At 49.4% G+C, this 23,344-nt stretch carries 23 protein-coding genes and 1 other RNA gene; 7 read left to right on the top strand and 17 right to left on the bottom strand.

Annotated elements, in window-relative coordinates; all coding sequences use genetic code 11:
• Window positions 1-3: 3 nt before the first annotated feature.
• The 5 genes from rsmH to rsmI form a co-directional block, all read right to left on the bottom strand.
• Entirely contained in the window at window positions 4-951 is a 948-nt protein-coding gene (gene rsmH / locus HER31_RS17455; RefSeq protein WP_168662570.1) for a 16S rRNA (cytosine(1402)-N(4))-methyltransferase RsmH, read from the bottom strand.
• Entirely contained in the window at window positions 951-1,409 is a 459-nt protein-coding gene (gene mraZ / locus HER31_RS17450) for a division/cell wall cluster transcriptional repressor MraZ (protein ID WP_168662568.1), read from the bottom strand. The genes rsmH and mraZ overlap by 1 nt, the downstream gene beginning before the upstream one ends.
• Before the next feature lie 357 nt (window positions 1,410-1,766).
• Window positions 1,767-2,465: a hypothetical protein gene (locus HER31_RS17445; protein WP_168662566.1), complete on the bottom strand. Its 699-nt coding sequence runs from the start codon at window positions 2,463-2,465 to the stop codon at window positions 1,767-1,769.
• Window positions 2,466-3,105: 640 nt separating this feature from the next.
• Window positions 3,106-3,494: RNase P RNA component class A (gene rnpB, locus HER31_RS17440), an RNA gene on the bottom strand.
• Window positions 3,495-3,526: 32 nt separating this feature from the next.
• A complete protein-coding gene (gene rsmI / locus HER31_RS17435) occupies window positions 3,527-4,366 on the bottom strand; it encodes a 16S rRNA (cytidine(1402)-2'-O)-methyltransferase (RefSeq protein ID WP_168662564.1) in 840 nt (279 codons plus the stop codon).
• 90 nt (window positions 4,367-4,456) lie between these two features.
• On the opposite strand from rsmI, the gene HER31_RS17430 reads away from it, so the two are divergent.
• The 4 genes from HER31_RS17430 to dolP are packed head-to-tail and all read left to right on the top strand — an operon-like array spanning window position 4,457 to window position 7,781.
• Window positions 4,457-6,277: a penicillin-binding protein activator gene (locus tag HER31_RS17430; RefSeq protein WP_168662562.1), complete on the top strand. Its 1,821-nt coding sequence runs from the start codon at window positions 4,457-4,459 to the stop codon at window positions 6,275-6,277.
• Complete coding sequence (locus HER31_RS17425; protein WP_168662560.1) at window positions 6,278-6,610, top strand: YraN family protein; 333 nt, start codon at window positions 6,278-6,280, stop codon at window positions 6,608-6,610. It abuts the gene before it with no gap.
• A gap of 16 nt (window positions 6,611-6,626) precedes the next feature.
• Window positions 6,627-7,214 (top strand): phosphoheptose isomerase, encoded by a 588-nt coding sequence (locus tag HER31_RS17420; RefSeq protein ID WP_168662558.1) that lies wholly within the window; start codon window positions 6,627-6,629, stop codon window positions 7,212-7,214.
• A gap of 3 nt (window positions 7,215-7,217) precedes the next feature.
• Window positions 7,218-7,781, top strand: a complete 564-nt coding sequence (gene dolP, locus HER31_RS17415; RefSeq protein WP_168662556.1) for a division/outer membrane stress-associated lipid-binding lipoprotein — start codon at window positions 7,218-7,220, stop codon at window positions 7,779-7,781.
• A 73-nt stretch (window positions 7,782-7,854) separates the two neighbouring features.
• On the opposite strand, the gene trpS is transcribed toward dolP, so the two are convergent.
• Genes trpS through rpe form a run of 3 tightly spaced genes read right to left on the bottom strand, consistent with a single transcriptional unit; the run spans window position 7,855 to window position 10,228 of the window.
• The gene (gene trpS / locus HER31_RS17410) at window positions 7,855-8,862 is read right to left on the bottom strand and encodes a tryptophan--tRNA ligase (RefSeq protein WP_168662554.1); all 1,008 of its coding nucleotides are present in this window, start codon (window positions 8,860-8,862) and stop codon (window positions 7,855-7,857) included.
• Window positions 8,862-9,560 carry a phosphoglycolate phosphatase gene (locus HER31_RS17405; RefSeq protein ID WP_168662552.1) on the bottom strand — a complete coding sequence of 233 codons (699 nt, stop codon included), beginning with the start codon at window positions 9,558-9,560 and terminating at the stop codon, window positions 8,862-8,864. The genes trpS and HER31_RS17405 overlap by 1 nt, the downstream gene beginning before the upstream one ends.
• On the bottom strand, window positions 9,560-10,228 hold the full coding sequence (gene rpe / locus HER31_RS17400) for a ribulose-phosphate 3-epimerase (protein ID WP_168662550.1): 669 nt from the start codon (window positions 10,226-10,228) through the stop codon (window positions 9,560-9,562). The genes HER31_RS17405 and rpe overlap by 1 nt, the downstream gene beginning before the upstream one ends.
• A gap of 190 nt (window positions 10,229-10,418) precedes the next feature.
• Here rpe and HER31_RS17395 point away from each other — a divergent pair, with 190 nt between their 5' ends.
• Complete coding sequence (locus HER31_RS17395) at window positions 10,419-11,063, top strand: TorF family putative porin (protein ID WP_168662548.1); 645 nt, start codon at window positions 10,419-10,421, stop codon at window positions 11,061-11,063.
• 313 nt (window positions 11,064-11,376) lie between these two features.
• Window positions 11,377-11,547, top strand: a complete 171-nt coding sequence (locus HER31_RS17390; RefSeq protein WP_168662546.1) for a DUF2970 domain-containing protein — start codon at window positions 11,377-11,379, stop codon at window positions 11,545-11,547.
• A 30-nt stretch (window positions 11,548-11,577) separates the two neighbouring features.
• On the opposite strand, the gene HER31_RS17385 is transcribed toward HER31_RS17390, so the two are convergent.
• The 9 genes from HER31_RS17385 to HER31_RS17345 form a co-directional block, all read right to left on the bottom strand.
• On the bottom strand, window positions 11,578-12,387 hold the full coding sequence (locus HER31_RS17385; protein ID WP_168662544.1) for a Dam family site-specific DNA-(adenine-N6)-methyltransferase: 810 nt from the start codon (window positions 12,385-12,387) through the stop codon (window positions 11,578-11,580).
• Between the two features lie 34 nt (window positions 12,388-12,421).
• The gene (locus HER31_RS17380) at window positions 12,422-13,882 is read right to left on the bottom strand and encodes an SPOR domain-containing protein (RefSeq protein ID WP_168662542.1); all 1,461 of its coding nucleotides are present in this window, start codon (window positions 13,880-13,882) and stop codon (window positions 12,422-12,424) included.
• Window positions 13,879-14,958, bottom strand: a complete 1,080-nt coding sequence (aroB, locus tag HER31_RS17375; protein ID WP_168662540.1) for a 3-dehydroquinate synthase — start codon at window positions 14,956-14,958, stop codon at window positions 13,879-13,881. The genes HER31_RS17380 and aroB overlap by 4 nt, the downstream gene beginning before the upstream one ends.
• A gap of 21 nt (window positions 14,959-14,979) precedes the next feature.
• Window positions 14,980-15,495, bottom strand: coding sequence for a shikimate kinase AroK (aroK, locus tag HER31_RS17370; protein ID WP_168662538.1), 516 nt, complete (start codon window positions 15,493-15,495; stop codon window positions 14,980-14,982).
• A 154-nt stretch (window positions 15,496-15,649) separates the two neighbouring features.
• The gene (locus HER31_RS17365; RefSeq protein ID WP_168662536.1) at window positions 15,650-17,686 is read right to left on the bottom strand and encodes a type IV pilus secretin PilQ; all 2,037 of its coding nucleotides are present in this window, start codon (window positions 17,684-17,686) and stop codon (window positions 15,650-15,652) included.
• Between the two features lie 23 nt (window positions 17,687-17,709).
• Complete coding sequence (locus HER31_RS17360; protein ID WP_168662534.1) at window positions 17,710-18,225, bottom strand: pilus assembly protein PilP; 516 nt, start codon at window positions 18,223-18,225, stop codon at window positions 17,710-17,712.
• Window positions 18,222-18,824 carry a type IV pilus inner membrane component PilO gene (locus HER31_RS17355; protein WP_168662532.1) on the bottom strand — a complete coding sequence of 201 codons (603 nt, stop codon included), beginning with the start codon at window positions 18,822-18,824 and terminating at the stop codon, window positions 18,222-18,224. The genes HER31_RS17360 and HER31_RS17355 overlap by 4 nt, the downstream gene beginning before the upstream one ends.
• 2 nt (window positions 18,825-18,826) lie before the next feature.
• The gene (locus HER31_RS17350; protein WP_168662530.1) at window positions 18,827-19,423 is read right to left on the bottom strand and encodes a PilN domain-containing protein; all 597 of its coding nucleotides are present in this window, start codon (window positions 19,421-19,423) and stop codon (window positions 18,827-18,829) included.
• Entirely contained in the window at window positions 19,411-20,487 is a 1,077-nt protein-coding gene (locus HER31_RS17345; RefSeq protein ID WP_168662528.1) for a pilus assembly protein PilM, read from the bottom strand. Before HER31_RS17345 ends, HER31_RS17350 begins: the two co-directional genes overlap by 13 nt.
• Before the next feature lie 172 nt (window positions 20,488-20,659).
• Between HER31_RS17345 and HER31_RS17340 the strand changes: the two genes are divergently transcribed.
• On the top strand, window positions 20,660-23,197 hold the full coding sequence (locus HER31_RS17340; RefSeq protein WP_168662526.1) for a penicillin-binding protein 1A: 2,538 nt from the start codon (window positions 20,660-20,662) through the stop codon (window positions 23,195-23,197).
• The last annotated feature ends 147 nt before the right edge of the window (window positions 23,198-23,344 follow it).

Below are 23,344 nucleotides of genomic sequence, written 5' to 3'. Positions count from 1 at the left end.
AACTTAGCGTTTCTCAGCCACGCGCAGTACTGAACTGCGAGAGCGAGTGTTATCACCAACTTCAACATCGCTAGGTTTTAGCGCTTTACCAATCAACTTTAGGGTGCGGGTTTTATCCAGCTCCGCTTCGGTCATTGGTAAGCCACGAGGGGCTTCAACCCCTTGGCTCATCTTACGCATAAAGCGTTTAACCATGCGATCCTCCAGCGAGTGGAAGCTGATGATCGACAACCGCCCCTCTGGGGCCAATACTTCAGTACCGCCTTTTAAGGCAGCTTCGATCTCATCCAATTCACTATTGATGTAGATCCGAATCGCTTGGAAACTACGCGTGGCAGGGTGCTTACCCATGTCACGCTTATGCTGTGGGGTCATGTCATTGATTAACCCTGCAAGATGCACGGTGCGATCCATCGGTTCGCCCGCGGCAATATGCTCTTTAATCTTGCGCGCGATCGGACGGGAAAACTTCTCTTCGCCAAAGGTTTTCAATACCCAAGCGATGTCATTGGCTTCAGCCCGCTCTAACCACTGCGCCGCGGTTTCACCGGTGCTGTTGTCCATACGCATATCAAGCGGCCCGTCACGCAGGAAGCTAAAGCCTCGTTCGGCGTCGTCCAACTGTGGCGACGATACGCCAAGATCCAACAACACACCGTCGATTTTACCCATCAAGCCCAGATCAGCGATGTACTCGGCAATGCCAGAAAATGGCCCGTGTACGATCTGAAAACGTGGGTCTTGTTGTTGCAATTCTTTAGCAACGGCGATCGCTTGCGGATCACGATCGATGCCGATCAAGCGGCCATTGGGCCCTAGTTTGGACAAGATATGGCGGGAGTGGCCACCACGACCAAAGGTACCGTCGACATAGATACCATCTGGCTTAAGGTTCAGCCCATCTACCGCTTCATCCAACAGTACGGTGATATGACGAAATTGCTCGCTCATCAGAGTGTGAGTTCCTGTAGCCGGAGGTGATTATCGAAATTGTTTTGGCTCGTTTGTTCACGCGCCAGTTCGATCTGCTGTTGCCAATTGGCCTCAGACCAGACCTCAAATTTGTTCAATTGGCCGACTAGCATGAGTGACTTCTCCAATTGCGCAAATTCCCGCAATGGGCCACTCAATAGCAGTCGTCCCGCTTTATCCATTTCGCCTTCAGTGGCATAACCCAGGAGCAGGCGCTTCACTTGTCGCTCCGCCGGCACGGTATCGGACAAGGTCAGTAATTTTTTTTCAACCTGTTCCCATTCTGGCAAGGGATAGAGCAAAAGGCAGGGGGATCTTAGATCCACGGTGCAGATCATCTGGCAATCACAACGCGTACGAAGACCGTCACGGTACCTTGTTGGCATCGTTATACGGCCTTTACTATCGAGTGATATCGCATTGGCACCACGGAACATGCCTGGTTATCCTTGCCTCAGAGATCCATTTTGATCCACAAAAATACACTTTATCCCACAAGAGAGCCAGTTTATGAACAGGGCACAAACCTTGTCAAGGACAGTCGCGTGTGGATGGGCGCAGTACACCAATGGATATCGCTCGATATCCACATTGAGCTAATTCAATGAGGAAAACGTTTGCTCAACGGGATAAATGCTTAAAGAGCAAGCAATGCGGAGGGTCAGCCTAGAATCGTGACCAGATCATATATCGCCGAAACGATCCAATTCGATCCAACGACAGCTATTGCAGCTGTCGTTGGCTAAAATAATAAATTTAGGAATCTGTGTTTTGATCGTTGCTCAAAAAGTGTGCTAGTTACCTTTGGCCAGATATTGGCATAACGGTCGGTAAGCGTTATGCAATTTGGCCCACTTCTCTTGTTGGGTATTTATCAGCAATTCCGAGTTGAAGCCATTGAGCAGTTTCAACAGCGCATCAATATGATCATTCTGATCGGATTTCCAGCGGCCACTCAACGCTTGCAGTTGTCGCAACTGCAATGCCACTCCCTCCATAATTGCGACGTGCTTGGCAAAGTTATCAGCCATATCGATACGAATCGGAAGCGATAGTTTACCGGCTGTCGATGGTATCTGAGGTTGATTATCGACAAACGGTGCTTCAGCTATGTTGTCTAACATCATCCCATAACAAACCTTTGGGTTTTGTGGGTGTTGCGAGTCCAGCAACAATAACGACTCCAGCAGCTGTTCTAAGCGGTAGACGCTAAGCTGCAACTGCTTACTCACCAATGAATCGAAGCGGATCTTCTGACTCATACGGGCCAAAATATGGAATACATAGCCGATACAAATACTGCCACCTAAAGTTAGTGCTGTTGAGAGGACTTCACCCTGTTGCCAAAAATCAGATTGCCATGGCCGATCAGCCGAAGAAGACAGTATGACGTCGATGACAGCAACAGAGAATATAAAAAGAGAAACTGAAAAAAAGATAAAAAATAGCTTTTCCAACCGGCTGTGGCTTAATTGTCGAATAAAGTGACTCATATATTCATCCTTGGCAGTTTAGCTAAGTGATTCGAGTTGACGTTATTACATCCATGTAGATACAGAAACAACACCAATAATCTCTAGTGATAACAGTTTTAGACAAAAAATAAAATATAACTTTGGTTGAGTAAACCTAAGTCGGTCTAACCATCTGGGCTAAAAGTGCGGAGACTATAGAGCGTGGCAGCGACAACACCCATCTCATCGAAATTTATGTTCCACCTGCATTATTTAAGATGCACAGATGCCACCGAACTGGACGCCGAATAAATAACTGCATAAATCCAAATAACCACAACGATACATCAAGTAACGGTATATTTATGGCGGTATCGATTAACATCTAGTTTATCAAGCAATGGAATAAGCTAGATCTATTCTGGGCAGACGAGCAACAGGGTAATTAGTAAAAATGAAACAAATCGGATCCGCCCTCACAACACTTATCTCTGTGAGGGTGGTAATAACGATTGAGCTCTAACGGGCTATGTCGTGCGGGCGACGGTAGCTAAAGGAAAGCTTCGCCTCTGGGTAATCCAGCTAGCCGCTGCTTTAACAATATTGGAAACCACAATTAGTAATGCTTAGACAAAGAAAAGCCCGCAGTATCAACAGATACTGCGGGCTTCCTAAAATAGGTTGGAGTCGGCCGATAAGCCGGGTTTTGTCGTGGACAATCATTCCTCTAGGCCTAGGATCGCTCCTAGGCTCCAGCAACCTACCCGCCCCCAACGCGGGCCGCGCCAATGGGGGCCTATTTGGTCTTGCTCCGGGTGGAGTTTACCGTGCCACGAACTATTACTAGCCGCGCGGTGCGCTCTTACCGCACCCTTTCACCCTTACCTGTGCCAATCCGAAGACGGCCATCGGCGGTATACTCTCTGCTGCACTGGTCGTAAGCTTTCGCTCCCCAGGCGTTACCTGGCACCCTGCCCTATGGAGCCCGGACTTTCCTCCCCTCCGCCCGTCTGCTTACTCCGAAAAGTCACAGCACTACGACGAAGCAGCGATTGCCTAGCCAACTCCAAGGCGCGGAGTATAGCGATTGTTTGCCCACTCTACCAGCCCTGTTCGAGCCCATGCTTGTAGAGTGCGTTCTTTTTAACCCCATGGATCTGAGCAGCCAATGCCGATGCCTTCTTCAGTGGCAACTCTTGGCACAATAATTCTGTTGTTCGCAACGCATCCGCAGGGATGGTTTCACCATCGGCACGAAACGGGGCGATCATCATCACCATCTCTCCGCGGGTGCGATTATCATCCTCTTTTAACCACTCAATTAACTCCCCTACCGGCAAGCCTTTAATGGTTTCAAAGCTTTTAGTGATCTCCCGTGCCAACACAACCTTACGCTCAGCACCCATTACCTCAGCTACACTGGCTAAGCTATCGAGTACTCGTCGAGGCGATTCATAAAAAATCATGGTACGTGGCTCTTGTACCAACGCCTGCAATACATCAGTACGACCTTTGGCCTTAGCGGGTAAGAAGCCTTCAAAGGTAAATCGGTCGGACGGCAGGCCTGAAGCACACAATGCTGTGGTTGCCGCACATGGGCCAGGCAGTGGCACCACAGTAAAGCCCGCATCACGAACCTGGCTAACTAAGTGGTAACCGGGATCGGAGATCAACGGAGTACCCGCATCAGATACTAATGCGATAGCTTCACCCGCTTGTAGCTTGTTGATAATGGTACCAGCACGCTGACGTTCATTATGATCATGTACCGACATAGTGCGAGTAGTAATGCCAAAATGGCTAAATAATTTACCGCTGTGACGAGTGTCTTCGCAGCAAATCAGACTGACTTGCTCCAGTACTTGTAGCGCCCGGTGAGTGATGTCGGCTAAGTTACCGATAGGGGTTGGCACGATATAAAGTGCAACTTCCAGAGACATAAAGGGGAATACCTTAGGGCAAGCCAATTGGTTTACGACAGACAGAGAGTTAAACTAAGCCTAATTAGTTTATCAGAGTGGATCCCACTGGTGAAAAGCCTTTCTGTACAGACCGGACGTCATCTTTTACTTACCTTAGCGATTTGTGGCTTGGTGAGCTGCTCATCCGCACCCACAACTCAGCCAGAATCCTCCTTACCTGCGCTGGTCTTGGGCACGGCACCGGAGACTGCTAATGTGTACCTGCAGCAAGCAGAAACCGCTGAGGGCGAGCGCCAGCTAAGTTACCTATTATTGGCCGCCAGAGCTTATCTGAATCAAAATCAGCCGTTGCAAGCACAGCAATTATTGGCTGGGTTAGAGGATCGGCTTCCAAACACTGGTACCTTGGCGGCAGAGCACCGACTGTTGCAGGCGAAACTCGCGTTACGACAGGCAGACCGCCAAACGGCAAAAGCGTTGTTAGATTGGCCACGCTCTTGGATCTTACCCGCTGCCCAATGGCGGGATGCTCTGGTCACCGAAATCAACTTGCATCAGCAAACCGGTGACAAACTCAACGAAGCCTTTACTCACTATCGCTTAGCGCAATACCTGCCGCAGGATCTGCAGCAATCGAATTGGAATGCCTTATGGCAGGCTCTAAGCTCAGTTGAACTAGAGCAGCTACAAGCACAACAAGGCGGCAGCTCCGATTTCGTCTGGAATGGCTGGCTAGAGCTGGCAATCGTTGCTCAACGTTACTCGATGGACCCACCGACGATGCTACAGCAGTTGGCGTTTTGGCAGCAGCAAAATGCCACTCACCCAGCAGCTCGTCAGCTACCATCGGCATTAGAGCGAATCATCAATGTCCAACCTTACCGCCCCGGCAAGATCTCGATATTGTTGCCATTAACCGGTCGCATTAGTCAGCAAGCGCAGGCGTTGCAGGATGGGATCTTAACCAATGCGTTGGCTAAGACGGATCCACGTACTATTGAATTTATCGATACCAATAAAATTGATGCCGCCACCGCTTATGTCCAAGCAGTAGAGCAAGGCAGCGAATTTATTATCGGCCCTCTGTTAAAGCAGAACGTTGAACAGGTTCTGGCAATTTACGAGGGCGAAGTACCGTTACTGGCGCTAAACCAAGGAGAGCAAGAGAACAGCAACGCCGATCTCTACTTCTTCTCACTCGATCCGGAAGATGAGGCCAAACAAGCAGCCATTCAGATGCAACAGCGAGGATTGCAGCAGCCATTAGTTTTGGCTTCGGGCAACGCCATCGGCAAACGCATGGCAGAGAGCTTTACAGAGCAATGGCTGGAGCTCACTGAAGAGGAAGCTGAGATCCACTTCTTTGCATCCAATACGCAGATGCGTCAGTCAGTAAAACAAGCGCTACATGTTGATCAAAGTGAGGCTCGAATCAAAGCGATGAAGCGCCTGTTTGGTGCCAAGATGGAAGCCGATTTCCGCTCTCGTCGTGACATCGACAGCATCTACGTCGTTGCAACACCAAGCGAAGTCCGTTTGCTTAAACCCTTTATCGACGTAAGCCAAGCTGTGTTTGCCGATCCACTTACGCTCTACACCAGCAGCCGCGCTCACGCTGATCTAAAATCCGATCAACAATCCGCAGAGCTACAAGGGTTGCACCTTAGTGACATGCCTTGGCTGTTGGGCGACAATGAGCAGTTACAGCAAGCGACGACACTGTGGCCAGAGCGCAGCCTGGCACAACAACGATTGTTTGCCATGGGTTACGACAGCTGGGATCTGATCGATCGCTTAGCGCAAATGCGAGCCTTTACCGGTTACCGTATGCCTGGCCTGTCAGGCCAACTGACGGTTGCTCCGAACGGCAACCTGCAGCGTGCGTTAGACTGGGCCCAATATGGCCGTGCTGGTCTTGTTGAGCAGTAGATGCGCTGGCTAGGCAATAAAGCAGAAGACCAAGCCCGCCGCTATCTGCAACGGCAGGGGCTGCGCTTTGTTGCCGCCAACGTACAGTGTCGTTTCGGTGAAATTGACCTGATAATGCAGCAGCAAGATATCTTGGTGTTTGTCGAGGTCAAGTTTCGTCAACGCGATGACTTTGGTGGTGCACTGGCAGCGATTACCGCCGGTAAACAACAGAAATTGCGGCGCACCGCCCAATGGTATTTACAGCAACAGGGGTCATTAGAATGCCCCTGTCGCTTCGATGTTGTCGCCATTACTGGCGCTGACATCCAATGGATAGAAAACGCATTTTAAGAGGATTGTCCCCCCCATGCTTGAGCGGATCAAAGAGAGTTTTACTGAGAGCATTCAAACCAAGATTGATGCTCTTGAAGCCTTACCAGAGCCTCTAGAAAAAGCCTCAATGACGATGGTGCAGTGCTTGCTAGGTGGCAACAAAATTTTAGCCTGTGGTAATGGCGGTAGTGCCGGTGACGCCCAGCATTTTTCCTCAGAACTGTTAAACCGATTTGAGACCGAACGCCCAAGCTTACCGGCCATCGCGCTGACGACCGATACCTCCACCATCACCTCTATTGCCAACGACTACAGCTACGACGAGATCTTTTCCAAGCAGGTTCGTGCCTTAGGTCAACCTGGTGATGTGCTGTTGGCTATCTCCACCAGTGGTAACTCCAACAATGTAATTAAAGCGATGGAAGCTGCGGTAAACCGGGATATGTCGATCATCGCCTTAACTGGCAAAGATGGCGGCGCTATGGCGGGGTTGCTCAGCGATAACGATGTCGAGATCCGCGTACCAAGCAATCGTACTGCCCGGATCCAAGAGGTACACCTGTTGGCCGTTCATTGTTTGTGCGATAGCATCGACAGAACCTTATTCCCGCAAGAGGATTAAGTGATGACTCGAATTATTCTTGCCTGCCTGCTGGTTAGCCAATTGGCCGGCTGTGCCGGTGCATTACTGGTAGGTACAGTTGGCACCGCGGTAATGGTAAATGATCGTCGCAGTATGGGCAGCCAGATTGACGACAACACCATTGAAGTCGAGATCATGGCGGCATTGGCAAAGCACGAAGATCTGAGTAATCAAACCCGGATCAGTGCTGTAAGCATGAACCAACAGGTACTGTTGGTTGGCCAAGTGCCAAACCAAATGCTGCACGACAAAGCCCTTAAGGCAATCCGTGAGATCAATGGCATCGAACGCCTGCATGATCAGCTTCGTACTGGCAACCCTCTGGGGTTTACCAGCCGCTCTAATGACAGCTGGATCACCACTAAAGTTAAGTCACGTATGGTGTCTGATGACGATCTCAGTGCGATTCGAATCAAGGTGGTTACGGAAAACAAAGAGGTGTTTTTACTCGGCGTAGTAAGCCAAGCAGAAGCTGCAGCGGCAGTTGAAGTAGCACGAAATACCGATGGGGTTAACAAGGTAGTTAAGGTATTTGAGTACCAATAACCTGCATATTTTACCCATAAAAAAACCGGCTTAAGCCGGTTTTTTTATGTATTGGTATGCCCAATCAAATGACTTAGCGTGGCATCGCTGGCAAACCAAGTACATCATGCACCCGAGCTAGGGTTTTAGCTGCACGCTCACGAGCACCTTCTGCGCCGGCTTTCATTACTTGATCTAAGTAACCTTGATCGGCACGAAGCTGCTTGTAGCGCTGCTGCATTGGCTCCAGCATGGCACAAACAGACTCGGCAGTGGCTACCTTCAAGTGACCATACATCTTGCCTTCGAACTCCGCTTCCAACTGCGCGACAGTCTTGCCACTGGTGGCAGACATAATGCTCAATAAGTTAGACACGCCAGCTTTGTTTTCCCAATCAAAGCGGATTTCCGCTGGATCATCAGAGTCGGTCAACGCCTTCTTAAACTTCTTGGTGATCACCTTAGGATCTTCCAATAAGCCAATGCGGTTGTTAGCGTTGTCATCCGACTTAGACATCTTCTTGTTCGGTTCTTGCAGGCTCATTACCCGCGCCCCTTGTTGAGGGATGTGCGGCTCTGGGATAGCAAAGGTTTGCCCGTAAACGTTGTTAAAGCGATTACCGATGTCGCGGCTTAACTCTAAGTGTTGTTTCTGATCTTCACCAACTGGCACTTCGTTGGTTTGATACAACAGGATGTCAGCGGCCATAAGTACCGGGTAGTCATACAAGCCAACGTTAATGTTAGAGGCATGACGCTGAGATTTATCTTTAAACTGGGTCATTCGATTTAGCTCACCCATCTGGGTGTAGCAGTTTAGGATCCAGCTTAACTGTGAATGCTCAGGTACGTGAGACTGAACAAAGATGGTGCTCTTAGCAGGATCAATTCCCAAGGCTAAGTATAGCGCTAGGGTATCCATGCAGGCTTCACGCAGTTTGGCTGGGTCTTGGCGCACGGTAATGGCGTGCAGATCGACCACACAATAAAGGGCATCATGAGTCTCTTGTAAGTTTACCCATTGACGCAACGCCCCCATGTAGTTGCCCAGCGTTAGGCCACCCGAAGGTTGGGCGCCACTAAATACAATCGGTTTACTCATTATGCACAGGTCTCTGTTTGTGCCGGCAAAGCTGCCAGCAGATGTTGAAAATGGTCGAGCACTAAGTCAGGGTTTAGCTCAGAAATATTTTGGCCATAGTTATAGCCATAACTTAAACCAACGCAACGACAGCCTGCGGCCTTGGCCGCCAAAACGTCGTTACGTGAATCACCAACCATCAATAGTTGCTGAGGTTCAAGCTGCCAATGTTGCAACAATGTATGCAGTGGCAATGGGCTCGGCTTTTTCTCCGCCAAACAGTCGCCACCAAACCACAACTCAAAATAGGCAGCGATACCAGCGCCTTCAAGAATATCAGCAACGAATTCGCTTGGTTTATTGGTCACCAATGCAATCTTATAACCGCGCTGGTGTAATGATTTAAGGGTTGCCGCAACATTGGGGTAAAGCAGGTCTGGGCCTGGTTGGTGCTTGGCATAGGCACTAGCAAAGTGAGCTAATGTTTGCTCAACCAACGCGGCCGATAAGTTTGGATCTGGCTCAACGCTGTTGCTGAGCGCCCGCTTAACCAACATTGGCGCACCGTTGCCAATCCAACCAAGGGCGTCGGTCAACTGACAAGGCGGGTGACCGACTGCAACTAAAGCCTCGGCAACAGCTGTGGCGAGGCTTGGGCCAGAATCGACTAAAGTACCATCAAGATCGAAGGCGATCGCTTGAACGTCAGAAAATACCATTACGCTTGCGCCAATTCAGCACGCATCTGATCAATCACCGCTTTGTAGTCCGGTTGATTGAAGATGGCAGAGCCGGCCACAAACATGTCAGCACCGGCAGCGGCGATCTCTCGAATGTTATCGACTTTAACCCCACCGTCGATCTCTAAACGGATATCGCGACCACTAGCGTCGATGCGTTTACGCACCTCTCGGGTCTTGTCTAAGGTGTTCGGAATAAACGACTGGCCACCAAAGCCCGGGTTAACCGACATCAACAAAATGACATCAAGTTTATCCATTACGTAATCGAGATAGTGCAATGGGGTGGCCGGGTTAAACACCAAGCCAGCCTGACAACCGTGGTCTTTGATCAATTGGATGGTTCTATCCAAGTGTTCACTGGCTTCTGGGTGGAAGGTAATAATGGATGCGCCAGCTTTAGCAAAATCAGGGATCAGTCGGTCCACAGGTTTAACCATCAAATGCACATCGATGGGTGCGGTAATGCCGTAATCACGTAACGCTTGGCACACCATAGGACCAATGGTGAGATTGGGAACATAATGGTTATCCATCACATCAAAGTGAACTACATCGGCACCACTGGCGAGTACCTGCGCTACGTCTTCGCCTAAACGAGCGAAGTCTGCAGACAAAATGGATGGAGCAATTAAGTGCTTAGTCATTTCCCAGTCTCTAATCCTTTTCTGAAAGTGGAGATATTCTATCGCTTTGAGTTATCAGACCCCAATAGCTTTTTATGGTTACTTTGCACCCAGAGCAAAACTTGAGTAACTTTATAACCACTCCCCCAGTTTCATCCCCACTATTGGACGATATAACGGGCCGAAGCCCATATAACCAACAAAGGGATTGATGATGAAAAACTATATAAACTCTGGCCTTGCAGCCGTTTTACTCGCTAGTACTGGCTCTGTTGCCGCAGTGGAATTGGGCAATGGCACCAGCCTTAGTTTCAATGCCGCCTTAGTTAGCAACTACCTATTCCGTGGCGTGACTCTGTCTGATGATGACTTCGCTGGTCAGGCCGGTGCCGATCTTGAACACGAATCTGGTCTTTACGCCGGCATTTGGGGTTCAAGCTATGACAACGGCGGTGACACCGAGTACGAGATTGACTGGTGGGCCGGTTACGGTTTCGACGTTAACGAAAATGTCTCTCTCGACTTTGGCGTGACTCGCTACTACTACGCTGATGTAGGTGGTCACACTACCGAGTACTACGCTGGCGCTGGTGTGTACGGTTTAGGCTTAGGCGTGTTCTACGATGAAACCTTAGAGTCATGGTACTTCGAAGGTAACTATGACTTTGATATTGCAGAAAATACTACCCTTAGCACTCACGCCGGTTATGCCGAACCAGACGAAGGCGATGGCGCCTATGATCTTGGCGTAACGGTGGCATACAGCTTTAACGATTACGCCGAAGCCTTTGGCGGTGTGGTTTATCATGAAGATGAAGATGAAGCCTTCGTTATTGGCGTAAACTTCTACTACTAATAAACCCCTACTGGTCGTTTTATAGTCAAACAAATAACGAACTGTTATAATCGCCTCTATGCTCACGCAGGAGGCGATTTTGTCTATTCTAGGATCGAAAAAAGCTTGGTTGGTAACACTCGTTGTAACCGCCCTAATCATTGGGTCGGTGGTAACGACTCGCGAGTCATGCCTGTTCAATAATCAATGCGAAATGCAAAAAAACCAAGTTGGCTGGATCAGCTGGTTGGTAAATGGTGGCAATGGGCAGCTGCACTTCTTTAACCTGCTTGAGCTGTTCCACAATCCAAGTCAAGACAACCATTTCTAACTGATGCAAACGCTGCTGAGCGTTCTTGCGGCCCTATTTGGGGTTCAAACAGAAGCCAACCGCCAGCGGGATTTCAAACGAGTCTCACCACTACCGTTTATCGCTACTGGTATCATCGCCATCATCATCTTTGTAATTAGCCTGATCGCGCTCGTACAGTGGGTATTGTCCTAATATCTGCAGCTTAAATTACGGCTCACAATGTTACCGATACAGCGCAAATAACTCATCCACCTTTTTACGACCAGTCGCCGTTTGGCTAATCGAGCGTTGCACCTGAATGGTTTCCATCTTTGACTCATGATAAAGCTTACGAGCCAACGGCGTATCATGATTACTGATCAGCACCGGTACACCGCGAGTTGCTGCATCCGCGGCACAGTCCGCCAGCAACGCCTGATCATCCAGCGAAAATCCACCGGTGGCATAACTGGTGAAGTTGGCAGTGGTTGAAAGTGGCAAATACGGTGGATCGCAATAAACCACATCACCCGCTTTGGCACGTGCAAATGACTGTGCGTAGCCTTCACAAACAAAGTTGGCGCGTTGAGCTTTCTCAGCAAAGAAGTACAACTCTTTCTCTGGGAAGTATGGCTTTTTATAGGAACCAAACGGTACGTTAAAGCCGCCCTTCTTGTTGTAACGGCATAGGCCGTTATAACCAAATCGGTTCATATAGAGAAACAGCAACGAACGTTCCCACACATCGGTAGTTTGATTAAACTCCGAGCGTAGGTGGTAATACACCTGTTTATCATTGTTTTCTGGGACAAAGAACTTGCGGGCATCATCGATGAAGGCATCTGGGCGCTGCTTCAACGAGTTATAAAGGCCAATCAGATCCGGGTTAATGTCGCTCAACTGATAGGAGTCAAAATCGGTATTTAGGAACACCGAACCCGCCCCAACAAACGGCTCAACCAAGCGCGTAGCAGCAGGCAAACGAGTGGCAATCTGGTCCACTAGCTTGTATTTACCCCCTGCCCATTTCAAAAACGCTCTGGATTTGGTCATCTACTGATCTTCATTTGCCGTAAAGGCGGTGATTTTACCCGTGTTTGCGCAGGAACTCAGCCAATTGTTGCTCTTCGACTAACTCTTTTTTCACTGCAGATATTGGCTTTGCATAAGGTTTTATCTGTTGCAGCGCTTGCGGCAACGCTTTTACCCCAGCTAAGGCGCTGGCTTTGTCGGAATAACCACCAATAACAACAATAAACCACGGTTTAGGCTGACGGCTGTTGCGATAAACGCGGACGTCATTACGCTGCAGTTGGTGGGCATTTATAAAGCTGGTAACTAAGTTAGGCTCAGAATATACCGCTAATTGCAGCACATAACTGCTGTTAGGGCGAGCCTTGAGCGGCTGTTGCATCAGCGTCAACGGCTCTGGCTCTGGCTCTGGCTCTGGCTCTGGCTCTGGCTCTGGCTCTGGCTCTGGCTCTGGCTCTGGCTCTGGCTCTGGCTCTGGCTCTGGCAGGGATGATGGCACATCTTCAAGCGAACCAACTTCGATAATCTGAACGGGGGTGGGAGTCGCTATTACGATTGGCTCAAGCTGTTGTTGAGTTTTAGTCTTGGCTGGCCATTCACCAGCCAACTCGGTCGTTACGGTTTCAACCGGCTGCTCAATCACCAGCGGTCGAGGTTGTTGCGCTACCGCAGGTTTCGCTATTGAAGCTTGCTGTTGCGGTAATGCCACCTCTATCCGTTCACCGGGGCGGTTTACCGCTTCGCTTGGTTGATCTAGCCACCACCACAGCAACAGCAGCACCATCATTATCGCAATAGTACCTATTGCCCGTTGGTGCAAAGTACTCAAACCATAATAACTTTCAGCGTCGGCGACTTGCTCACTGGCAATTTCAACCACAGCAGCGGCGGTACCGTCGCTATCACGCAACTGTTGCTCGATACCTTGCTCATTGCTTAGGCGCCTTTTAGCGACACTTCCGGTAAGCTGGTTGTAGAGCAGTTGCCGCTCTCGGTTGGATAAGCCTAGCACCTCAATCGGCAACAGTCGCTCAGTGTAGTGCTCAGGAAGTTCATGGTGGAGGCGGTCGACAAGATCGGTTTGGGTGGCAATCACCAGGGTGATAGACAATTCAGGCAGGCGTAGGTCATCGATCAGACTTAGTAATTCAGCTAAGAGCGTATCCGCTAAATTATGGCCATTATCTACCACCAGCAGCACACGCCCCTGCGAGCCTGCAAACAGCCTTTCTAGGGTATCGGGTAAGGGCTCTTTACTATCAAAAACCGGGTTTTGGACCAATTGAGCAATGACATCGCTGCGCAATTGAGCTGGATCGGTCTCGAGTGAGACTTCAACGTAAGCCTGATTAAACTCTTCACAGCCTTCGAGCATCGTTTGTGCGAGTAGAGTTTTCCCCACGCCAGAGCAACCGTGCAACAGAATAAGGTGATCACCGTATTCAATCAGGTAGCGTAACCGTTCGAGTAAACTGCGTTGGCTTGGAAGAAGGGCGAAGGATGAGCCCTTGGTCATAACGTATCGAACAACTGGCGCAATTGGTCTTCGGTAACTGAGCTAACCACTTCAGTTGTTCCGATCGCCGTAGGAAGAATAAGTCGAACGATGCCCTGCAACGCTTTTTTATCGCGACGCATATGTGGCATAAACTGCTCGAAACCCATTTCTTGCGGTGGATTTAGTGGCAAATCAAACGCGCTAATCAGTGCGCTGATCCGGTCTACCTGAACTTGCTCAAGCCAACCTAATTGTTGCGCTAGCTGCGCAGCCAACACAATGCCGGTTGCCACCGCTTCACCGTGCAACCAATTACCATAGCCTTGCTCAGCTTCGATAGCATGGCCAAAGGTATGGCCAAGATTTAACAGCGCCCGAACACCGCGCTCTGTTTCATCTTCTGCCACCACTTCTGCCTTAATTTGACAACAGCGACCGATGGCATAAGACAGAGCATCAACTTGTAGCGCTTTAAGCTCTGCCTGATGTTGTTCAAGCCACGCAAAGAAGTCACCATCCCATAAGATGCCATACTTGATCACCTCAGCCATCCCCGCAGCAAACTCTCTTGCTGGCAAGGTCGACAAGGTGTCCATATCCATCAGCACTAACTGTGGTTGATGAAAAGCACCGATCATATTCTTGCCAAGAGGGTGATTCACTGCGGTCTTACCACCAACTGAAGAATCAACTTGGGCAAGCAACGTGGTTGGGAACTGGCAAAACTGTACCCCGCGCTGATAGCTCGCGGCGGCATAACCCACCATATCACCGATAACTCCACCACCAAGAGCAACAAAGCTACAATCTCGTCCGAGACCCAGCTCAAGTGCCTTAGTAAAGATAAGATTCAGTGTATCGAAGGTTTTATAGCGCTCACCATCGGGTAGCACCAAGGTATCTATTTGACAGCCGCAACGGCTTAATAATGCCGTTGCAGACTCAAGATAGAGTGGCGCTACCACCTCATTGCTAATGAGCAGCACTCGAGGTGGTAACAACTCACGAATTAATCCATCGCCATTTTGCAGCAGCCCAGAGCCGATATGGATCGGATAGCTACGTTGGCCTAGATGTACATCAATTCGTTCCATCTCTTGTTCCTGACAGCCAGATTAAAACCCTAAGCGTTCGATGATGATGTTAGCAACCACTTTGGCGCTCTGATCATCAGTTCGTACCACGATGTCTGATACTTCTTCGTACAGAGGGTTGCGTTCGCCAGCCAAGCCCTCAAGTACGTCGCGTGGCTCATCTACTTGTAACAGTGGACGACGCTTATCGCGTTGAGTACGAGCCACTTGCTTATCGATGGTAGTTTCTAAGTACACCACGATACCGCGAGCAGACAAACGGTTACGAACCTCTTTACTTAACACCGAACCACCACCAGTGGCGAGTACGATGCCTTGCTTTTCGGTTAAATCGTCAATTACTTTGGCTTCGCGCTTACGGAAACCCTCTTCTCCTTCGACGTCAAAAACCCATGAGATATCGGCACCACTACGGGCTTCGATCTCATGATCTGAGTCAAAAAAGTCAAGGTGCAGCATTTGAGCCAGGTGTCTACCAATGGTGCTTTTACCAGCGCCCATTGGACCTACTAGGAAGATATTTCTTTTTTCAGCCATTTCTACAGTCGAATTAGTAAAACACTAACTTAGCGACCACCGTACACGGCGGCGGAAAAGTACCCACTTTGACGCTAATTTTGGTGGCAGATTATCGCAGGGAATGACACAACAACGCAATAGAGGGCGGCAGAAGATACCGCCCTCTACGTAATTAGAATTGGTCGATAACGATTTTCGGGGTCACAAAAATCAATAATTCAGACTTTTCCGAGAAATCGCTAGTGGTACGGAACAACCAACCCATAAACGGGATGTCACCCAAAATCGGCACTTTAGTAACCACATTCTGATTCTGCTGCTGGTAGATACCACCTAATACAATGGTTTCACCATTTTTAGCCAGAACCTGAGTAGTAATACGTTGAGTATCAATCGCTGTCGCTGGTCCTGTCCCTGTTTGCACTGTATCACCACGGGTATCTTGGGTGACCGTCAAATCCAATACAATCCGGTTATCAGGAGTGATCTGTGGGGTAACCGTTAAGCTCAGTACCGCCTTCTTAAACTCAACGGAGGTAGCACCACTAGAGCTCGATTCGACAAATGGAATCTCAACACCCTGCTCAATAGAAGCCGTGAACTGGTTGGCCGTGGTTAAGCGTGGGCTGGCGATAACTTCACCGTTGTTTTCCAGCTCCAACGCGGACAATTCCAAGTCTAAGATAGTGCCATCGCTCAACTTTGCCAGCTGGAAAGCAATGGTACCGGCCGGATCGGCAACCGGTAGGTTAACATTTAACCGATCATCTAAGCTCACTTCATCGCCGTCAGGCAGCAAACCATCTAGGCCATCCAAGCTACCACTGGTCCCTCTGGTGCCGTTATCGGCCACATCAGTAATGCCCCAACGCACCCCAAGCTCTTCTTTGATGTTATCGCGAATCGTCACCATCCGAGATTCGATGATCACCTGCTTGATTGGCACATCTAGTACATCGACTAAGCGCTGGATATCTTCAAGACGCTCAGCAGTATCTTGAATCAATAGAGTATTGGTACGTTCATCAACAGACACAGTACCGCGGTCCGATAACAGCGTACCGCCATCACTGGACATCAATGCTGCTAAATCTGTCGCCTTCGCGTAGTTGACCTGAATATACTCGGAGAATAACGGCGCTACTTCGGTACTTTCTTGCTGTTGACGAAGTTTCTCGGTTTCTTGGGCAATCAACTCTTGTCGAGGCGCAACCAACAGGATATTGCCCTCAATACGTTTATCTAAGCCATTGATACGAAGTATCATCTCTAGCGCTTGATCCCAAGGCACATCATCTAGATTAAGGGTTAGGTTGCCATTAACGTTATCTGTGGTGACCAAGTTGAAGTTGTTGTGATCGGCAATGATCTGCAGCACCGTCCGTACTGGGATATCCTGGAAGTTCATCGACAACTTACTGCCGCTGTAGGACTTCTCAGGATCGACACGCTGCTCTGGTTCGCTCACCACCACATAGAATTTGTCACCCTCTTGGTGATAATCGTACTCGAACGAACTCCCCCCCATATCTAGACGAATCTGACTATTGTTGCCCTTTTGAAAGGTTTCAAACCCTTTAACGTGGGTATTAAAGTCTTCAACGTTAACCACATAAAGTAGGTCTGTCGGGATATCGGCGTTATACAGCGTCACTAACAGATCGGCACCACTGCGCTCAAGGTGAACTGCAGTTGATGCACTAGATAGGTCCAACACCAGTTCACCTGCGGATCCTTCACTGCGATGAAAATCTATCGCTTCAACCTGCACGCGTTTTGAATCAGTGCTGGCCACTTCAGAGGTATCGTTTAAGACGATGTAAAACTTTTCGCCTTCAACTCGCGTCTGGTATGGGGTGATTTGATCCAACCAGATATTGGCATAGACCCCGTCAACAGTGTCGCTGATGGAGATTTTTTCAACACCGTTAGCATCTACCGGAACCGTATTAACCGCCAACGCCGAATCATGGCCACTAAAGTTGAGCTTTATCTGCGCGGGATCTGCTGCCAACAACAGTTCTGGCTCAGCGACCGGTTCAGAAAACGTAAACTCAAGCTCTACCTGTGTACCCACCTGACTGTGATATTTAAGATCGGTTAATTCGCCTGCCCAAGCTGTTGATTGCATCCCGCACAACAACCCTAATGCCAACATTTTGTTCGTCAAAGTGCTGGCCTGACCGCAAAACCATTTATGTCCTTGCATGGTTTCTACCTTTTGGAAAAAATTTAGTTATTCGCCATCGCCAATTGCGTTTCACGCTTGGTCCAGCAGCCTCGGCCATCAGGGATCCATTCCGCTACAACCAGTTCAACCTGTCCGATTGACTCAACTTGGCCGTGGAACATCCCTAAATAGTCACCCTGTTTTACTGAGTAAACGGTACCGTCACTGCTTTGCAACAATGCCCATTGCTCGATGTCATCCCGCATTACACCGCGAAGGCGGAAGCTATCCACACCGTAAGCCTCAAGCGGACCGCGTTCTCGCTCCAGATCCGGTTGCGGACAATCGTTACGGTTATCCCCTTCACGTTCATCTAAACGCACTCGTTGATAGCGAAATGGGCTACGCAAATCGGCCACGCTGTAAGGAACGACGGTGATCTCTGGCGGTTCAGGGGTGGTTTCATTAAACACAACAGGATCTGCTTGCACCTCAGCAACGTACTGATGTAAATCGTTAAGGTTGTTGGTACAAGCGCTCAAAAACATGCTCGATACTACGACTGCAAGTTTCTTCATTTTGCCCCCTTAGCATTCTCTGGTTTAGGCTCAGAGAAGCGATAGGTTTTTGCCGTAACACTCATTTGCAGCAGTTCATCATCGCTGCGCACCATCGTGAAGTCATGCAAGCTAACGATACGAGGTAGCCCTGCAACACCAGAGGCAAAGGAACCAAAGTCGTGGTAACCGCCGGTTAGCTTCATCTCAATTGGCATCTCGACATAGAACTCTTTCTTACCTTCAGGCCGCCAGTTTAGGCTTTGGATCTGCAGGCTGGAGTCTGTTGCAAGGTAAGTAACGGAGTCGAGCAAGCCAGGCATCTCAGTGGCAGTCGGCAACATGGTCAACAAGTCGGAGAACTGCTGTTCCATTAACGCCAATTGCTCGCGATACTTGGGCAGGTTAGCGGCGAGTTTATATTTGCGCTCAAACTCGTTTTTTAGTTCAACCTCTTTGGTTTTTAAATTATCAAGCTGCTTAATCGAGTCTTGGATAACGGCGTAGTAACCAAGCACTCCAAGTAACACTACCATCACCAGCGCTAGCACAACCTTGGCGGGTTTAGGCCAGGAACCGACGTTTTCGAGTTCAAGCTCATTGATTTGGTTAAAATCCATGATTAACTGTCCCCCGCAATGGCAACAAGTTCATCCTCAAGTACCAGCGGGCCATCACCCAGTGGCAATACAACCATATCGAGTTTGAAAGCGTTCTCACGCAGATCGCTATCTTTGGAGGCCACAATCTGATGCACTCGTGGCTCGGACAGCCAACGTGCACTTTCAACTTGCCGCATCATACTGGCTAAATGGTTGTTGGAATCACAGTAGCCTTGGATAGAAACATTGGAACCGCGTACCTGCACCTGAGTAAGGTACACCCCAGGCACCATCACTCGCGCCAGCTCATTCATTACCTGTACCGGCACGTGTCGCTGCTGCTGCAGCTGGCGAATCACGTCGATACGAGTTAAGAGTTGCTGTTTTTGATCCTTAATGGAGCGGATCTCTTTGATTTGGCGATCTAACTTAACGATTTCCGACTTCAGATACTGGTTACGTTTATTTTGATCTTGTTGCAGCTGGGTCAACCACATGGTGGCACCAACCATTACCATCACGGTGATCCCTGCAACAACCCCCAAGATAACCAGATATTGTTGCTTCAACCGTGCTCGTTGCGCCTCACGCCAGGGCAGTAGGTTTATATGTGCCATGATTCAAAGCTCCTTAATGCCAAGCCACACGCCACCATATAGCGTGAGATCTCACCACCAACACGTTGCTGAATTTGTTCATTGGCACGCAAGCGACCAATAAAGGGATCGGCAATGTGTACTGGGATCCCTAACTCGGTACTAAGCATGCTAGCTAAGCCTTCAATCTGGGCGCTGCCACCGCATAAGATGAGGCTATCCATATTTTCATAGCTGGTGGAATTAGCGCAAATCTGCATGGTGCGACGAATTTGTTGCAGTAATTGGGTTTGAAACGGTGCCAATACCTCGAAGATATAGTTACGAGGCAACTCACCACTGACCTTCGCTCGTTCAGCTTCTTCGTAGCTCATGCCGTAGTAGGCCAGAATCGACTGAGTAAATTGTTCGCCGCCAAATGCCTGTTCACGAGTAAAGACGGTTTCACCATCAGCAACGACCGCAAAGGTGGTAATGCTGGCTCCCAAATCAACCACACCAACCACTTGGCCAATGCCAGCGGTTGGTAATTGGTCAGCAATCAATTTAAAGCTGCGCCCAAGGGCATAACCTTCAACATCAATAACTCGGCTTTCAAGACCTGCGGCATCCAGTGCATCTACGCGAGAGTCGACGTTATCCGCACGGCAAGCCGCCAATAAGATCTCGACCTTATTGGTCTCTTCATTGGTACGGAGAGATTCAAAATCGATATTAACGTCATCAAGAGGGTATGGAATGAGGCTATCGGCCTCTATCACAATCTGAGCTTCGAGCTCTTCATCGGATAGGTTGGCATCCATAAAGATGACTTTAGTCATGACGGTCGAACCAGAAACGGAAGCGGCGCCATATTTGGCGCTTTTGGGCATTTCGTTACGAACTTGACGCATGGCAGCAGCAACGGCTCCAGCATCACGGATCTCGCGATCAACCACTGCACCTTTAGGCAATGGTACACGAGCAACCCCTTCTAGCTCGTAGCCCTCCGCAGTCTCAGCAAGCAATACTGCCTTTACTTCCTGAGTACCGATGTCCACTCCGACCATATTCGGGGTACTAGGTTTAAACCAGTCAGCCAACATTCTTCATCCCTGCCTGTTGGTTAATTGTGCATTATCAATTAATGAACATATCACATAATTTAAACAAATCATTGATTATCTTAAATAGTATTACTGGTGACTGCTTTGGTTAGGCAAAGCTATCTCACAATGTATAATGCACCCATTACATCGGTTTGCGGGTATTTGTTGAGTGAAGTGGTTTAAACGCTTTCTAGCGCTGTGTTGCTTATTAGCCATCGTTGGCGCACTAGGGCTAGTGGGCCTCTATTATAAAATTGCGCCTGAACTACCAGATGTTGATTCACTCAAAACGGTGCAACTGCAAACGCCAATGCGAGTATTTAGCGCCGACGGCAAACTGATCTCGCAATTCGGTGAAAAACGTCGGATCCCTGTCCGCTACGATGAAGTACCTCAGACCCTTATCGACGCCATATTGGCAACCGAAGACGCGCGTTTCTTTGAGCACAAAGGGATCGATCCTATTGGCATCGTTCGCGCCGCATTTGTGTTGGTCACCACTGGCCGTAAGGCTCAAGGGGCATCAACCATCACCATGCAGGTAGCCCGTAACTTCTTCCTGACTCGTGAAAAAACCTACATTCGTAAAGTAAAAGAGATCTTTATTGCACTCGAAATCGAGCGTTTACTTGATAAAGAAGAGATCCTTGAGCTTTACTTGAATCGCAGCTTTTTAGGTAACCGCTCTTATGGTGTCGGCGCTGCTGCTCAAGTGTATTACGGTAAAGATATCAACCAACTTACCTTGGCTCAGATGGCTATGATTGCCGGTTTGCCTCAGGCACCATCGGCAGCAAACCCGATTCGTAATCCAGAGCGAGCAAAAAACCGACGTAACGTTGTGCTCGGCCGAATGATGGCCGTCGGGGCCATTAGTCAGGATGAATTCAATTCTGCCTCTGCAGCAGCAATTACTGCCAAATATCATGGCGCTGAGATTGAATTATATGCTCCCCACCTCGCCGAAATGGCCCGAGATCAATTGGTGGCACAATATGGAGAGGAAGCGGCGTACACCCAAGGGTTTAATGTTTACCTAACAGTCGATTCCACCACCCAGATACAAGCTGAAAAAGCGGTACTAGATAACCTGTTCGCATACGACATGCGCCACGGCTACCGTGGTCCAGAAGCCTTACTATGGCAACCCGCTAGTGCCGATACCGATGCAACGGTTGTGGCAGCCGATAATGACCCTTGGCCAGAGCAGCAGATCGTTGCACACCTTAAAACAGTCAATACTCATCGCGAGTTGCTGGCCGCTGTTATTACCCAAGTGGATGAGAAAACCGCTATTGCGATGGTGGCTGATGGCAGCAGTATCGAACTGAGCTGGGATGGCATCAAATGGGCCCGAGCATTCATCAGCGATACCCGCCAAGGTCGTGCCCCTAAAGTCGCAGCAGATGTCTTGGCTACTGGCATGCAAGTCTGGCTGCGCCAGCAGGACGACCAGTGGATGTTGGCTCAGATCCCACAAGCAAGTAACGCGTTTGTCGCTATCGATCCGTTTGATGGTGCTATCCAAGCATTGATTGGTGGTTATGACTTTGGTCAGAGCCAATACAACCGCATTACTCAGGCTAAACGTCAGTTAGGCTCTAACATCAAGCCGTTCCTCTATTCTGCTGCGCTGAACAATGGCTTTACTTTGGCCTCACTAGTCAACAATGCCCCTATCACCAAGTGGGACCGTAGCCAAGGCACAGCATGGCGCCCGCGTAACTCGCCAGATGTGTATACCGGCCCAACCCGAGTGCGTCAGGGCTTAGCGCAGTCTATCAACGTGATGGCAGTGCGAACCATACGTCAAATCGGAATAGATACCTTTATCGACCACCTTGCTAAGTTTGGGTTCGAGCGCAATGAACTACCTCGTAACGAATCACTGTCGTTGGGTTCTGCCTCAGCAACGCCATTAGAGAACGTACGCGGGTTTGCCACGTTCAAAAATGGTGGCTTTCTGATTGAGCCATACTTTATTGAGCGTATTGAAGGGCGTAATGAGATCATCCTCGAGATGGCTCAACCGCAGATCGCCTGCCGTGAGTGTGAGCAAGCCTTAGCGAATCAGAGTCAGCAGACTGACAACGCCGCAGCGCCGTTACTGCAGCAATGTTTATGGCCGCAAGAATTACTGGCACCACGAGTGATCAGTGAGCAGAACGCCTTCCTGATCCGGCAAACCATGCAATCTGTTATCTGGGGCGGTGGCGATTGGGCTAAAGGTACTGGTTGGAATGGTACCGCATGGCGTGCGGCGCGATTACTGCAACGTCGAGACATTGGTGGCAAAACCGGTACCACCAACGATGCCGGCGATACCTGGTTCTCTGGTTACGCTCCGGGGATAGTAGCTACTTCATGGATGGGCTTCGACAATCACGGTCGTAAGCTCGGTCGCACCAGCTGGAACGCTAACGCACCGCAAAATCAAATCACCAATGCTGAATCCGGCGCGAAGTCCGCTGGCCCAGCGTGGAACCACTTTATGGCCAGCTACCTAGTGGATATTCCCAAAGAACACAGCGAGATCCCACAGGGGATCGTTACCGCTCGCATCGATATGGCCACCGGCAAGCTATCTAACCGTAACGACGATAGCTCGATGTTTGAGTACTTTATGGAAGGTACCGCACCGACGGAGTTAATCGAAACGGTGCAACCTGAGGATCCAGTATTCGAACAAGAACAGGAGCTGTTTTAACAGCCACTGCGCCAATACAAAAACACCGCCAAATGGCGGTGTTTTTTATGGTTGTGTCGTAGTTAGCTGTTGAAGTTTATCTTAAGCCTTCGGCTTCACCGATTTCGGTGCTTTTAGGGGACTATATCGCGGTGGCGACATCACCAT

Source organism: Ferrimonas lipolytica (assembly GCF_012295575.1).
Lineage (GTDB): Bacteria > Pseudomonadota > Gammaproteobacteria > Enterobacterales > Shewanellaceae > Ferrimonas > Ferrimonas lipolytica.
The sequence above is the reverse complement of the archived record's forward strand: the minus strand, read 5'-3'. Positions and strand labels throughout refer to the sequence as shown.